Origin of the sequence: Actinokineospora auranticolor, assembly GCF_041897805.1 — a bacterium.
GTDB classification, from domain to species: Bacteria; Actinomycetota; Actinomycetes; order Mycobacteriales; family Pseudonocardiaceae; genus Actinokineospora; species Actinokineospora auranticolor.
The window spans coordinates 2,891,531-2,906,386 of sequence record NZ_CP154825.1; the positions used below are offsets into that span (position 1 = coordinate 2,891,531).

General features: G+C 73.0%; 8 protein-coding genes. 5 read left to right on the forward strand and 3 right to left on the reverse strand.

Features of this window, described 5'->3' with window-relative positions:
* Window positions 1–11 precede the first annotated feature (11 nt).
* Entirely contained in the window at window positions 12–3,500 is a 3,489-nt protein-coding gene (locus V5P93_RS13245) for a DNA gyrase subunit A (RefSeq protein WP_104480328.1), read from the forward strand.
* 525 nt (window positions 3,501–4,025) lie between these two features.
* Window positions 4,026–5,156 (forward strand): S1 family peptidase, encoded by a 1,131-nt coding sequence (locus V5P93_RS13250; RefSeq protein WP_245931386.1) that lies wholly within the window; start codon window positions 4,026–4,028, stop codon window positions 5,154–5,156.
* A gap of 397 nt (window positions 5,157–5,553) precedes the next feature.
* Here V5P93_RS13250 and V5P93_RS13255 read toward each other — a convergent pair whose 3' ends face one another.
* Entirely contained in the window at window positions 5,554–8,346 is a 2,793-nt protein-coding gene (locus tag V5P93_RS13255) for an AAA family ATPase (RefSeq protein WP_104480326.1), read from the reverse strand.
* 194 nt (window positions 8,347–8,540) lie between these two features.
* Here V5P93_RS13255 and V5P93_RS13260 point away from each other — a divergent pair, with 194 nt between their 5' ends.
* A complete protein-coding gene (locus V5P93_RS13260; RefSeq protein WP_245931385.1) occupies window positions 8,541–9,212 on the forward strand; it encodes a dioxygenase in 672 nt (223 codons plus the stop codon).
* A 430-nt stretch (window positions 9,213–9,642) separates the two neighbouring features.
* Here V5P93_RS13260 and V5P93_RS13265 read toward each other — a convergent pair whose 3' ends face one another.
* Window positions 9,643–10,437, reverse strand: coding sequence for a GntR family transcriptional regulator (locus V5P93_RS13265; protein ID WP_245931384.1), 795 nt, complete (start codon window positions 10,435–10,437; stop codon window positions 9,643–9,645).
* Window positions 10,438–10,479: 42 nt separating this feature from the next.
* A complete protein-coding gene (locus V5P93_RS13270) occupies window positions 10,480–11,469 on the reverse strand; it encodes a GDP-L-fucose synthase (RefSeq protein ID WP_104480325.1) in 990 nt (329 codons plus the stop codon).
* A 676-nt stretch (window positions 11,470–12,145) separates the two neighbouring features.
* Between V5P93_RS13270 and V5P93_RS13275 the strand changes: the two genes are divergently transcribed.
* Window positions 12,146–13,000, forward strand: coding sequence for an FkbM family methyltransferase (locus tag V5P93_RS13275; protein ID WP_146108105.1), 855 nt, complete (start codon window positions 12,146–12,148; stop codon window positions 12,998–13,000).
* A gap of 20 nt (window positions 13,001–13,020) precedes the next feature.
* Window positions 13,021–13,779 (forward strand): 5'/3'-nucleotidase SurE, encoded by a 759-nt coding sequence (gene surE / locus V5P93_RS13280; RefSeq protein ID WP_104480323.1) that lies wholly within the window; start codon window positions 13,021–13,023, stop codon window positions 13,777–13,779.
* Window positions 13,780–14,856: the final 1,077 nt, after the last annotated feature.

The window sequence follows — 14,856 nt, forward strand, 5'->3', positions numbered from 1 at the left end:
AGCGCTGAGCAATGGCCCGCCGCAAGGCCCCCTCGACCAAGGTCGACCCCGCCGCGTTCGACCAGCCGGGCGCCCAGGTCTTCGACAACTCGCTCAAGACCGAGATCGAGGACTCGTACCTGGAGTACGCCTACTCGGTCATCCACTCCCGCGCGCTCCCCGACGCCCGGGACGGCCTCAAGCCGGTCCACCGGCGGATCCTGTACTCGATGCACGAGCAGGGCCACCGGCCGACGTCGGCCTACGTGAAGTCCTCCCGGGTCGTCGGCGACGTCATGGGCAAGTACCACCCCCACGGCGACACGGCCATCTACGACGCGATGGTCCGGCTGGCCCAGGACTTCTCGCTGAACGCCCCGCTCATCGACGGGCACGGGAACTTCGGCTCCCCGGACGACGGACCGGCCGCCAGCCGCTACTGCGTCGTGGGCGAGACCCGGGTTCGGCTCCCCGACGGCTCCAGCCCGCGGATCGCCGACCTGGTCGACCTCCCCGCGGATTCGGAGGCCGACGCCGACTTCGAGGTCTTGGACAAGGACGGCAAGTCGGTGCGGGTGAACCGGGTCTTCAACTCCGGTGTGCACCCGACGCTGCGCATGTCGACTACGTCGGGTTTCTCGCTGCGCGGCAGCGAGAACCACCTGGTGCTGTGCCTGGAAGCGCCCGCCGGTGTCCCGCTCTTCCAGTGGCGCAGGCTCGACGAGTTGACCCCGGGGATGACCGTCTGCATCGCGCGCAACGCCTGGACGCAGGTGGCGCCCGCGGCAGGCGCCCAGGTGGTCGGTGCCGGGGAGGAGTTCATCCCGGAGTGCGTCTGGACCGGTGGCTGGGAGGCCAAGCGCGCCTTCCTCGCGGCCGTGTTCGACGGCGACGGCGGGTCGCGGGTCACCGAGGACGGCCTGACCGTCCACTGCTCGACCGGCAGCGCGCGGCTGGCTCGTGAGCTGCAGGAGATGCTGGCCGAGTTCGGCGTGATCGCCACGCGCCAGGACCGCGCCGGGGCGAGCGGGGTGGTCGAGCACCGCCTGCTGATCTCGGGTTCGCGCGACGTGCGCGCGTTCGCCGAGCGCGTGGGATTCCTCGAGACCAAGCAGGCCGAGCTCGAAGACCTGCGCGCGCGTTCGCCACGCCTGCCCGGCTCGGACTCCGTGCCGTTCGTCGCGAACTACGTGCGCGACTCCCTCGACCGGCTGACCCAGTACGACTTCGACCGGGTCGAGCGCTGGGAAACCGAGCGCTCGCGCATCATCGACCGGATCGAGGAACCCGAGGTCCTGGCCACGATCCTGCCGGTGATGGACTCCGGGTACCGCTTCGAGTCGGTGACCGAGGTCGTCGCGGACGACCCCGCGGAGGTGTACTCGCTGCGGGTGGCGTCCGATGACCACTCGTTCCTCGCGGGTGGGTTCGTCAACCACAACACCGAAGCCCGGATGTCCCACGAGGCGATGCTGCTGGTCGGGGAACTGGGCGAGGACACCATCGACTTCCGGCCGAACTACGACGGGTCGCTGTTCGAGCCGACAGTTCTGCCCGCCGCGTTCCCGAACCTGCTGGTCAACGGCACCTCCGGCATCGCCGTCGGCATGGCGACCAACATGATCCCGCACAACCTCGGCGAGGTCGTCGCCGCCGCGCGGCACCTGATCTCGCACCCGGACGCCACGCTCGACAAGCTGATGGAGTTCGTCCCCGGCCCCGACCTCCCGACCGGCGGCATGCTGCTGGGCCTCGACGAGGTGCGCAAGGCCTACGAGACCGGCCGCGGCGTCGTGCGGATGCGGGCCAAGGTCGAGATCGGGCCGCTGGAGGGCAGCCGGGGGCGCCAGGCCATCACGGTCACCGAGCTGCCGTACCAGGTCGGCACCGAGAAGATCATCGAGAAGATCACCGAAGAGGTCAACAAGTCCAAGCGCCTGACGGGGATCGCCGACGTCAAGGACCTCACCGACCGGGAGAACGGCACCCGGCTGGTCGTCGAGTGCAAGGTCGGGGTCAACCCGCAGGCGCTGCTGGCCGACCTGTACCGGTTGACGCCGATGGAGCAGTCCTTCGGCATCAACAACCTCGTGCTCGTCGAGGGCCAGCCGCGCACGCTCGGGCTCAAGGCGCTGCTGGAAGTCTTCCTCAACCACCGCTACGAGGTCGTCACCCGCCGCACCCGGTACCGCAAGCGCAAGCGCGAGGAACGGCTGCACCTGGTCGAGGGCCTGCTGCGGGCGCTGATCGACATCGACAAGGTCATCCGGCTGATCCGCGGCAGTGACGACGCCGCCGCCGCGAAGTCGGGCCTGATGAGCCGGTTCAAGCTCTCGGAGATCCAGGCCACCTACATCCTGGACACCCCGCTGCGCAGGCTCACCCGGTTCGACAAGATCGAGCTGGAGGCCGAGCAGGACAAGCTGCTCGGTGAGATCGCCGAGCTGGCGAAGATCCTCGACGACGACAAGGTGCTGCGCCGGGTCGTGTCGAACGAGCTGGCCAAGGTCGCCAGGGACCACACCGCCGAGCGCCGCACCGCGCTGATCGACGGCGACCTCAAGGAGGTGCTGGCCGCCTCCAAGCCCGCCGGGCCGCTGGAGGTCGCCGACGACCCCTGCCAGATCATCCTGTCGGCGACCGGCCTGGTCGCCCGCACGGCCGCGGAGTCCGAGGAGTCGGCCGAGGGCCGCAGGCGCAAGGGCCGGGCCCGGCACGACACGGTCGCCGCGCTGGTCCACTCGACCGCGCGCGGCCAGATCCTGCTGATCACCAACCGCGGCCGCGCCTTCAAGACCGACGTGCTGCCGCTGCCGGTGCTGCCCGAGCAGAGCGGCACGGTGTCGCTCAGCGGCGGCATGGCGGCGAGCGAGCTGGCGCCGCTGGCGAAGGACGAGCGGGTGATCGGCATCGCGCCGCTGGGCGAGCGCGGCGCGGGCTCGCCGGGCCTGGCGCTGGGCACGCGGCAGGGCGTGGTGAAGGTGTGCGCCCCGGAGTGGCCGGTCCGCTCGGACGAGTTCGAGGTCATCACGCTCAAGGACGGCGACGAGGTCATCGGCGCCACCTGGTTGACCGACGGCACGGAGACGCTGGTGTTCGTCAGCTCCGAGGCCGCTCTCCTGCGGTACTCCGTCAGCCTGGTCCGCCCCCAGGGCCTCAAGGGCGGCGGCATGGCGGGCATCACCCTGCCGGGCGCGTCGACGGCGGTGTTCTTCGGCGCGGTGCGCACGGACGACCCCGACCACGGCGAGCCCATGGTCGTCACGTCGACGGGCCAGACGGTCAAGGTCACCCCGTTCATCGAGTACCCGGCGAAGGGCCGCGCGACCGGCGGCGTCCGCGCGCACCGCTTCCTCAAGGGCGAGGGCGGCCTGATCCTGGCCTGGGTCGGCCCGCGCCCGGCCGGGGCGAACAAGTCCGGCTCGGCCGTCGAGCTCCCCGAAACCGACCCCCGCCGCGACGGCTCGGGGGCCGCGCACCCGGGACCGGACGTCGTCGGCCACGTCATCGAGCGGGACTGACCGTGCTGGGGGAGGGGTGCCCGGCACCCCTTCCCCGCTGGTCGTGGCGCTGCGCGCGGTGACCGGAAAACCCCTGCGGAAACCGCGAGTGGGGTGTCGCTACCATTATCGGCTCCGGGAGCCTATGCCACCCGGGGCGGGCGCGGACCCTGCTTTCGAATAATCACCTTACGCCCGAGGTTGGTAGGGTCCGCGCCGCGCCGGAAAGCTGCGCGCGCAACTGTTAAATCATCACCTTTCCACAGTTAACAGCCGCTCGTGTTGGCCGCCGGTGCTGGTGCCGAGCTGCGGTGTCGCCGAATGTGAGTCGGGTTTCCGCGCGTAGCGGGCGATCTTTTACCAGATTATGGATATCCGGTAACAAGTTCCCCTTGTGGTGCGCGCGTCGAGGTGAGCACTATTTATGCGGTATCACCGGATTGTCGCTGGTGAGGGCCCTTTGCGGATTCGGTGAAATCGCGGTCGTCGGTGCCTATGGGTGCCGCGGCCACTTCCCTGCAATCGAGCACCGATGGAGACAACCTCGTGAAACGCTCACTCGTCGTCGCCGCGCTGCTGACCGCCTCGGCGGCCGCCGTGGCCTCCCTGCCCGCCTGGGCCGGTCAGGAGGCGGCACCCGCCCCGGCCGCCGCCGACGCCGTCGCCCCGGAGTTGCTGAGCGCGATGGAGCGCGACCTCGGCCTGTCCCGTGACGCCGCCATCGCCCGGTTGGGCAGCGAGAAGGCCGCGACGGAGCTGGAGACCAGCCTGCGCGGTTCGCTCGGCGACACCTTCGGCGGCGCCTACTACGACGCCGCGTCGGCCAAGCTGGTCGTCGGCGTCACCGACGCCGCGCGCGCCGAGTCGGTGCGCGCCCAGGGCGGCAGCGCCACCCTGGTCAAGCACAGCGCGGCCGAGCTCGACCGGGTCGCCGACACCCTGAACGCCCGTACCGCCCCCGCGGGCGTGACCGGCTGGTACGTCGACGTGCAGCGCAACACCGTCACGCTGACCGCCGCCAAGGGCGCCACCGAGGCCGCGACCAAGTACGCGTCCACCATCAGCTCGGCGATCTCGGTGGTCGAGTCCACCGAGGCCCCCCGCACCCTCGCCGACGTCCGCGGCGGCGACGCGTACTACATCGGTTCCGGCTCCCGCTGCTCCATCGGCTTCTCGGTCCAGGGCGGCTTCGTCTCGGCCGGGCACTGCGGCAACACCGGCGCCTCCACCACCGGCTCCAACCGCCAGGCCCAGGGCACCTTCGCGGGCTCGTCCTTCCCCGGCAACGACTACTCATGGGTCCGCACCAACGCCCAGTGGACCCCGCGCGGCGTCGTCAACCGCTACAGCGGCTCGCAGACCGTCGCGGTCAAGGGCAGCCAGGAGTCCGCGGTCGGCGCGTCCATCTGCCGCTCGGGTTCCACCACGGGCTGGAAGTGCGGCACGGTCCAGTCGAAGAACCAGTCGGTCAACTACCCCCAGGGCACCGTCTCCGACCTGACCCGCACCAACGCCTGCGCCGAACCCGGCGACTCGGGCGGTTCGTGGCTCAGCGGCAACCAGGCCCAGGGCGTCACGTCGGGCGGGTCGGGCAACTGCTCGTCCGGCGGCACCACGTACTTCCAGCCGATCGGCGAGATCCTGTCGGTCTACCGGCTGACCCTGGTCACCAGCTAGTCGGTTCCACCACCCGACCTGCCCAGGCCCACCTCCCTCGGACCTGGGCAGGTTTGGTGCGCGGTGAGGCGGTCTCGGAGGGTGGCGTGCCGGAACGCGAGTCCGGCGGCGACCCCGAACGCGGGTCCGAAAGCCGGACGCGCGGTGGCGGATCCCAACCGGTGAGGGTGAACAGCATGGGCACCGGCACAGTGGTCCGCTGGTCGGCGGGGGAGTGGCTTCGGGGGTCGCCGATACGAGACCCGCGACGGGGACGGGCATCGGCCCTGGCCGACCCCGCCGGCAGCGTCACCGACAGGACCCACCGGCCCAGCGCACCCACCAGCGGGGCCGGCCCGACCCACACCCACCACCCGCGCCGCGTGCCCTCAGGAGCGTCGGCGCACCGGCCGTCACCTCACGACGAGCGGGGGAAGTCCCACGGCAGGTCCGCGCGCGTGCGGACCCCGCACTTGCGCAGCGCGTTCGCCACGTGGTCCTCCACGGTCCGCACCGAGATGAACAGCGCCTCGGCGATCTCCTTGTTCGTGCTCCCCCGAGCCGCCATCCGCGCGACGGCCTCCTCGCGCGGCGACAACGCGTCCCCGTACCCCCGCCTGCCCCCGCGGTGCCGCGGCGCCACCCCGTGTTTGCGCAGCACCTGCGCGCACCGCGCGGCGTCCCAGCGGGCGCCCAGGGCCGTGTACACCGCCACCACGTCCAGCATCGCCTGCTTGTCCCCCGACCCCAGGTGCACCGCGGCCGTCTCCTCCCGCGCCTGGCACGCCGCGTACGGGCGCCCCATCGCGTCGAACAGGGCCGCCGCGGCACCGAACTCGTCTACCCCCGTAGACGCCTTGCGCGCGACGTGACCGGCCGCCAACCGAACCGCGGCGTCCGCCAGCGGCGCGTCGCGTCCCGCAACGGCTTCCGCGAACTCCGCCTGCGCGTGGGACGCCCGGACCCGTTCCCCCAGCGAGGCCAGGGCCGCGCACGTCAACGGCACCACCGCCGCCGCCCACACCCAGTTCCCCTGACGCCGCACGGCATCCAGGGCCGGGGTCAGCAACGCCAGCGCCTCGTCCGCGCGCCCGCCGGACAGCGCGATCCGCGCGCGGGCCGCCGCGGCCGCCGTCATCAGGGGGATCTGCAGGGACGCGCCCGTCTCGGCCACCGTCCGCAGGTCCACCTCCGCGTCCGCCAGCGACCCCGTCGCCAGCGCCAGCTCGGCGGCCACCAGGCGGGCCTCGACGTCCAGTTGCGGCAACCGGTGCGCGCCCGCGCCCGCGCGCACGTTCGCGACGCGTTCGGCGAGGCCGTCCCAGCGGCCCGCCGCCAGGTCCAGGCGCAGCCGGGCACCGTCGAGCAGGCGCACGGTGTAGAGGGCGGGGTCCTCGTCGACGAGGGTCGGGATCAGCTCCAGCAGCTCCCGTGCGCGCGCGTCGTGGCCCAGCCACAGCGCGGCGTCGGCACCGTTGCTCGCGCCCCGCAGCAGGTGCAGGCGGGCCTCCGGCGTGGTTCCCCGCGCCAGCGCGGCCCGCCACACCGGCCAGCCCGCCGGGTCGCCGGAGTACAGCAGCACCGACGCGTGGTTGACGTGCACGGCCGTGTGCACCGCGTGGTCGTCGAACGAGCCCAGCAGGTCCAGCGCGCGCGTGGCCCAGGCCAGGTGCTCGGTGATGGTGCCGGAGCTGTCCGACGGGATCGCCAGCGCCGCCATCGCCCGCGCGGCCAGGTCGGGGCGGTCGGGCAGCTCCGGCACCGCCGCCCGCAGCTCGCCGCGGCCCGCGCTCGCCTCGCCGGACTGCGCGATCAGCAGCATGCCCAGGCCGAACCGGATCTCGCCGCGCCTGCGCGGGGGCAGGTCGTCCTCGGCCAGCACCGCGCGCAGCGCCGACACCGCCTCACCGTGCCGCAGACCGGGCTGCGCGGCCCGGCTGAGCAGTGACGCCACCCTGGCCCGCACGTCGATCTCGACGCCGGCCGCGGCCACCACGTCGGCCAGCAGGTCCACGGCGGTGTCGCCGTCGCCCAGCGCGATCGCGCGGGTGGCGGCGGCCTCGGCGTGCCGCACCCAGTCCTCCACCAGGCCCGCGTGGCGGCAGTGCCGGGCCAGCCGGGCGTGCGGCACCGGGTCGGCACCGGCCAGCGCGGCGGCCGCGTTGCGGTGCGCGCGGCGCAGGTCGCCGGGGGCCAGCAGGTCGATCACCGCGCGGGTGGCCAGCGCGTGCCGGGTGGCCAGCATCCCGGGACCGCCCTGCCGCAGCAGGCCGTGCGCGAGCGCGCGGTCGATGGCGTCGGTGGCGGTTTCCGCGTCCAGACCCGCGACGCGGCCGAGCAGTTCCTCGTCGGCGGGCGCGGCCAGCACCGCCGCCGCGCCGACCACCTCGCGCACGGCGGGCGGCAACGTGGCCAGCCGCTCGGCGATGGAGCCGCGCAGCGCGACCGGCGCGGTCAGCCGGTCCAGCACCGAGCGCGGCGCGTCGGCCAGCCGGGGCGCGGGTTCGGCGGGCAGCGCGCGCGCCACTTCCTCGACCACGAACGGAACACCGCCGGTCAGCTCGTGCAACCGGATGGCGAACTCGTCGGTTACTTTCGTCAGTCCCAACAACCTCGCCGCCAGTTCGCCGACTTCGCGCGCGCGCAGCGGTCGCACGGTCGTCTCCACCGCGCGCGCCCACCGCGGCAGGTAGCCCGCGAGATCCACGACGGGGCGCTCCATCCGCACGCTCTCCGGCCGGTACGTCACCACGACGCGCAGCTTCGGCGGCAGCCCGCGGCACAGGAACCGGAGGAACTCGTACGTCGCCTCGTCGGCCCAGTGCAGGTCCTCCACGACGAGCACCGCGGGACCGAGTTCCGCCAGTCCCGCGCGAATTCTGGGAAAAACGTCCACCCGGTCGACCCTTCCCACCGGGGGTGTGAACACGTCGATCCCCTTGAGCGCGTCGAGCACCGGGCCAAGTGGGAACGGCTCGCGCAGCGGCAGGCACTCACCGACCAACCAGTGCCCCTCGCGCGCGTCGGGGCGGTCGCGGAACTCGCTGACCAGACGGCTCTTCCCGACCCCCGCCTCGCCCGCGACCAGCAGAAGCGCGGGGGCGGAAACGGCGGACAGCCGGGCCAGTTCGGCCGCGCGACCCACCAGCGGCGGCCGGTCGACCGCCGGGGGAGATCTGTCCACTGTGGTTCCCAGGGGACCGGTTTCCATGCTGCGTCCTCATACCTCGGATGACCGCGCGCCGGCCGGATGCCGTGCGTTCACCACGTTTCCGCTCACGGTAGCGCCTGAGTTAAGCCCGTATCACCACGGATTGCAACGAACCTGTCACTGCAACAGCATCGGTTGTGCCAATCCGTGACGATCGCCGACCCGGTGATCTCGTCGTAGGAGGTACTTCCCAAGTGACTGCAGAACTCCCACCGGTCGAAGACGAACTCGCGGGCGAGGGCAACATCACTCGCAAGCGCCTGCTGCAGCTCGGCGCGCTCGTCGTGCCCGCCGCGGGCGTGCTCGGCGTGACGGCGGCCGGTGGTTTCACCGCGTCGGCCGCCACCCCCGAGGTCGCGCCGAACGTCAACGGTGAGCTGCTCGCCTGCACCCCGGGCCAGCAGACCACCATCGCGCAGACGGAGGGCCCGTACTTCAAGTCGGGTTCCCCGCAGCGCACCAGCCTGGTCCAGCCCGGCACCCAGGGCACCCGGCTGACCGTGAGCGGCTTCGTGTTCAGCCGCTCCTGCAAGCCGCTGGCCAACGTCAAGCTGGACTTCTGGCAGGCGGACAACGGCGGCAACTACGACAACGTCGGCTACACCTTCCGCGGGCACCAGTTCACCGACGCCAGCGGCAAGTACACCCTGACCACGATCGTGCCCGGCCTGTACCCCGGCCGCACCCGGCACATCCACGTCAAGGTGCAGAACCCCGGCGGTCGGATCCTCACCACCCAGACGTACTTCCCGGGTGAGCCGAGGAACAACACCGACACCATCTACGACCGGCGGCTGCTGATGAACGTCCGCACCGTGGGGTCGGCGAAGGAAGCCACGTTCGACTTCGTGCTGAACGTTGCCTGATCAACTTCCCTGCTTGATCAGGCACGACGCGTGACACCACCACCACTCCACTGTGGACCCTAGCCGGGTCCCGGTGGGGTGGCGGGGGCCAAGAGACGTCCGACGGCGATGACCCGCCCACCCGGACGACGCCACCCGACGCGGCGGAAAACCGAAGGCGGACCGTGCACCTACGCCTCGCGCCCCGCCACCGCCCGCGTCGGGTCAGGTGTCGCCCGCACAGCAGCACGTCCCGTCGGACTCGCGGTCGCCCCCGGGTCGGACCGGCCGGGGAACGGCCACGGGGGTAGGGGCGCCGAGCACAGCAGGGCTCGGCGCCCCGTCCTGCGTCAGAAGTCCTTACCAGTTGCCATTTCTGTTCACTCGTCGGGGCATCCGATGATTGCCCCGGGTGCCGCAGTCCACTGCGGAGCACCTATTCCCGGCGAACTCACTCCCACTGTCCCGAGTGGACGCCGAGCTGGTACCCCGCGCGCGCCGAGAACTCCGCGACCACGCTGAACCGGTCCCCGCGCACCACCGTGTGCCGCCACTCCACCGGCGTCCCGTCCACCAGCCCGAGCCGGTCCACCGCCAACGCCGCCGTGCCCACCGGCGCGGCCAGCAGCCGCCGCTCGCCCGGGGTGGGGGTCACGGCCCGGATCCGCTCCTGCCCGGCCGTCAACCGGAGGCCGCACCGCTCGTCCAGTTCCCGGTACAGCGACGTCTCGGCGAAATCGGCTGCCCGCAGCCCCGCGGCCAGCGCGTACGGCAGCCAGACGCGGTCCACCGCCAGCGGCGCGTCGCCCGCCAGGCGCAGGCGCTCCAGGTACAGCAGCGGGGTCGACTCCTCCAGGCCCAGCCGGGTCGCCACCACCCCGTCGGCGCGGCGGTCGAGCACCAGCACGACGCTGCGGGCCGTCAGCCCGGCTTCCTGAACCGATGCGAACAGGCTGTACAGCGCGCCCAGCGGCTGCGTGATCTCCGTCGACCGGCCCAGCCTGGGCGGCTGCCCGCGCCCGGCGACCACGGTCCCGTCGGCGCGCAGCCGCCGCAGGGCCTCGCGCACGGTGTTGCGGCTGACGGCGTACTCGGCGGCCAGCGCCAGCTCACCCGGGAACGCGTCGTCGAACTCGCCCGCGTCGACCCGCCGCAGCAGGTCCGCGCGCAACTGCGACCACAGCGGCACCGACCGCGCGCGGTCCAACCGCCCGGGTCCCCACGCCGAGGCACCCAGCGCGGCCACCCCCTCCCCGGGCCCGCCTGGAAACCGACGCGGTCGAACCTATCAGCGGACCACCTCGTGGCCGCGCACCGCCATCCGGGGGCGCGGCAGGGCCAGGCTGTTGAGGTACCACTGGTACGTCGACGCCACCCCCGCGCGCAGCCGGATCCGCGGCGCCCAGCCCAGCGCCGTCAGCACACCGATGTCCAGCACCCGCCGCGGCGTGCCGTCCGGGCGGCTGGGGTCGAAGGTGATGCCGCCCTGGTAGCCGACCGTGTCCGCGATCATCCTGGCCAGGTCGGCGATGCTGATGTCCCGGCCGGTGCCCACGTTCACCGGCTCGGCCCGGTCGTAGTGCGACAGCAGGGTGATGCACGCGTCGGCGAGGTCGTCGGCGTGCAGGAACTCGCGGCGCGGGGTGCCGGTGCCCCACACCGCGACCGACTCGGCACCGGTCTGCGCGGCCTCGTGGAAGCGGCGCATCAGCCCCGCGAGCACGTGCGAGTCGGTGGGGTGGAAGTTGTCGCCCGGGCCGTAGAGGTTGGTCGGCAGCGCGGTGATCCACGGCAGGCCGTCCTGCTCGCGCACCGCCCGCACCTGCGCCATGCCCGCGAACTTGCCGATGGCGTACGTGTGGTTCGCCGGTTCCAGCGGGCCCGACAGCAGCGACGTCTCCCGGATCGGCTGCCGCGACTCCCGCGGGTACAGCCGCGACGAGCCGAGGAACAGCAGCCGCGGCACCCGCAGCGCCCGCGCGGCGTCGAGCACGGAGAGCTGGATGCGCAGGTTGTCGGAGAGGAAGTCCGCGGGCTGGGCGGCCTCCGCGGCGATTCCGCCGCCGCGCGCCGCGCACAGCACGATCGCGGCCGGGGCGTTGTCGGCCAGGAACCGCGCGGTCGCCCCGCGCGCCCGCAGGTCCACTTCGGACGACTCGGCCAGCACCAGGTTCTCGTAGCCCGCCGCGCGCAGGCGCCTGCACAGGGCCGACCCGGCCAGGCCGCGGTGGCCCGCGACGAAGATCCGGGCGTCCGGGGTGAGCTCCGGGGCACGCATGGCGATCCCTTCCGTTGCGCGGGCGGCGTCGGCTGCCGGTGATCACCGTCCGCCCGGCGCGCACCCGCGCGTTGATCACCGTCGGCCCCGGCCAGGATGGCAGGTAACCGGGTGGATCGCCCCCGTCCGGCGGTGTCGCCGCGCCGGGCGCCGTGGCAGGGCCGGGTGGGGGCCCACTCGCAGTGGGCGTACTGCCGGTTGGTGGTCGCGTTAGATCCGCTAGTCGAGTGAGCCGACCGTCGGGTGTGGTGACGGCCCGCGATGCAGGGCAGAGGCAGCGGGCGCGTTACGGGTCTCCGTTAGCACGATCGAGTGGGTTTCGCGGTGCCGAGGTGGGCTCTCGGCCCGGCGCGGGTGGCGCACCGTCGGTCGTCGTGGGCGGATCGCCACCCGATCGGGTTGTCTCGCCGTGGCGTTCCCGCCGACCGGCACGCGCAACGTCCACAATCGAGCCCCCGCCGCCCCACGGGACGGCGATGTTCGCCGTATCGAAGGATGGGAGCCCGCCGGTGTCCCCGCGCCCCTGGACCCGCCCGCCGGAGTGGAGACCGGTCGCCACCCGCCGCGGTGCGGAAAATCCACTGTGGACTCCAATGGTTGGGAACGGATCGTTGTGGCGCAAGGGGTTGGTGTGGTCCAAGGCGCGTGGGACGGCTGCCGCGCGGGAGCGCGCGGCGTGACCGGGCCGCGGAGCGCGACGCTGCCGAGGCCCGCGCTGCGGGTGGGCAGGCCCGCGCCGGTGCGCGTGGGGCTGGCGCACGGGCTGGCGCGGGCGCACGCGCGGATCACCCGCGGGTCGCTGAGCTCGCCGGTGCTGGCGGTGCTCGACCGGGTGCTGCCGCGCGGTCCGCTACCGCCGGTCGCCGCGACGCTCGCGCCGGGGGTCTCCCTGCGCGTCGAGGGCGCGCTGGCCAGGACGGCGGTGGTCGCCGCCGGGCACGAGCACCGGGAAGCGGAGATCCTGACGGCGGCGCTGCGGCCGGGCGGGGTGTTCGTCGACGTCGGCGCGCACGTCGGGTGGCTGAGCCTGCTGATCGCCGCGCACCGGCCGGACACGTTCGTGTGGGCGCTGGAACCGGTACCGCTGACCGCGGACGCGCTCGGCGCGAACCTGGCCGCGTCCGGTCTGTCCACTGTGGAGCTGATCCGGGTGGCGGCGGGCCCGCGCCGGGCCTCCGCCTGGTTCACCACGCACCCGGACAGCAGCTTCGCCCACCAGTCCGACATCGACCCGGTCCGCGGCGCCCTGCCGGAGACGGGGGAGGTGCGCTGCCCGGTGCTCCCGCTCGACGAGCTGTGGGCGCACCGCGGCTGGCCGCGGGTCGACGCGGTGAAGGTCGACGTCGAGGGCGCGGAACCGGACGTGCTGCGCGGCGCCACGACCCTGTTGACCCGCGACCGCCCGCTGCTCGTCGTCGACGCCCCCACCGGCTACGCCCGCGCCGACCTGGCCGAACGCCTGGCGCCGCTGGGCTACCGGCAGCACCGCGCGCCCGGCATGCACCCCCGCAACATCGTCTTCCACGTGTGATCCCCGGGTAGGTTGGTGGCATGGTCGGTACGGCCCTGATCACCAACGACGACGGCGTCGAGGCCCCCGGCCTGCGCGCGCTGGCCACCGCGGCGCTCGCTGCCGGTCTGCGGGTCACGGTCGCCGCCCCGCTCACCGACGCCAGCGGCACCGGCGCGAGCCTGCGAGCAGCGGAAAGCCACCGCCGCGTGGTGACGCGGGAAGTGGACCTCGACGGCCTCCCGGCACTGGGCGTCGGCGCCCACCCGGGCCTGATCGCCCTGGCGGGTTGTCAGGGGGCGTTCGGGGAACGACCGGACGTGCTGCTGTCCGGCATCAACCGGGGCGCCAACCTCGGCCGCGCGCTCCTGCACTCCGGCACCGCGGGGGCGGCCCTGACGGCGAGCGTCGCGGGTATCCGCGCGGCGGCCTTCTCCCTCGACGTGTGGCCCGCGCGGGGGACCGTGGAGCACTGGGAGACGGTGGCGAGCCTGGTGCCGGAGGTCCTCGACCTCCTGCGCGACTGCCCGCCGGGCACGGTGTTCAACGTCAACGTCCCGAATGTCCCGACCGCGCACCTGCCCACCCTCAAGTGGGCCGACCTGTCGGAATTCGGCTCGGTCCGCAGCTCCGTGACCCGCCTGGACGACGGGGCGATCGGCGTGACCACCGTGGCGGGCGACGCGGAACCCGCCCCGGGCACCGACGCCGCCCTGCTGGCGGCGGGCCACCCGACCATCACACCGATCCGCTCGGTGGCCGAAGACCCCCGAATCGACCGCGCGCCGTTCACCCGCTGAGGCCCGCCCGCCGAGATTTCCCTTGAGGCAGGGGGATGCGCCTCCGCCCCCGGTATCCAATCTACCGGCGAGCGCTGACAGTTCCGGCCGAAGACGATCAAGCCTGTGGACAACCGCCCCGCCTGCTTGGCCTGTGCCGCCCACGCCAACCGCCTGCCCCGAAGGCCGCCCCACGATCGACACCCAGCCCCGACCTCCACCCAGCCGCGCTATGCCGGACGCGCAACCGCCACCCAGCACCAACCCGAAGCGCTTGACTGCGCACCCCGCCGCACAATCCCAGCCTGACCCAACACGCCCCGTCACGTCATCGGTGGGTTTCGATTCCTCCTCGGCCCCCCGGAAACCGCCGTGAAAGCCCGCTTCCTGCCCGACCCAACGCGCCCCCACCACATCGTCCGAGCCGTTTTCACACACGCGCCCAGAGTTGTCCACAGCCTTGATCATTTTCGCCCGGAACTGTCGGCCCCTCTCGCTAGCATGGATACCGGGGGCCGGAGGCACGCGTTGATCATCTTGCCGCTCCTGCCGTCCTTCTTGCCCAGGCGCCCCACCACCCCCAGACGCCCGCGCCCGAATCCCGGCCCAGCAACACCCTTCTCTTCCCAGCCACCCCCACCACCGCCGCAGGATCCCAGCCCTCGCGCACCGCAACGTGGCTGTACCGGACTCACCCCGAATCCGCCGCAGGATCCCAGCCCCCACCCAGCGCAACACGGCGGTACCGGACCCACCCCGCAACCGCCGCGGGATCCCACCCACCCACCACACACAGAACGCAATGCGGCTGTACCGGACCCACCCCATAACCGCCGCTTGAGCCCAGCCCCGCCTGACGCAACGCGCCCCTGCCATTCGCCTTGATTGGGTGGACTTGCTTTGTGTGGGGGGACGGGCCTGCCAAGCTCTCCTGCGGGTGGGGGCTTGCCCCTCCCCACCGCTCTTGCCCCACCGCAGGCTCGTAGGGGCCCCGCGCAAAGCAAGTTCGCCCAATCGGGGCCTCCCAGCTTTTCCGCGAACAGCCGGACCGATCAACCCGGCCACGGCCCCGACCGGCACCCCGCAGATCAGAAGGCG

Coding starts and splice junctions, on each gene's coding strand:
- V5P93_RS13245 (WP_104480328.1), top strand. CDS start 12: ATGGCCCGCCGCAAGGCCCCCTCGACCAAGGTCGACCCCGCCGCGTTC.
- V5P93_RS13255 (WP_104480326.1), bottom strand. CDS start 8,346: ATGGAAACCGGTCCCCTGGGAACCACAGTGGACAGATCTCCCCCGGCG.
- V5P93_RS13270 (WP_104480325.1), bottom strand. CDS start 11,469: ATGCGTGCCCCGGAGCTCACCCCGGACGCCCGGATCTTCGTCGCGGGC.
- surE (WP_104480323.1), top strand. CDS start 13,021: ATGGTCGGTACGGCCCTGATCACCAACGACGACGGCGTCGAGGCCCCC.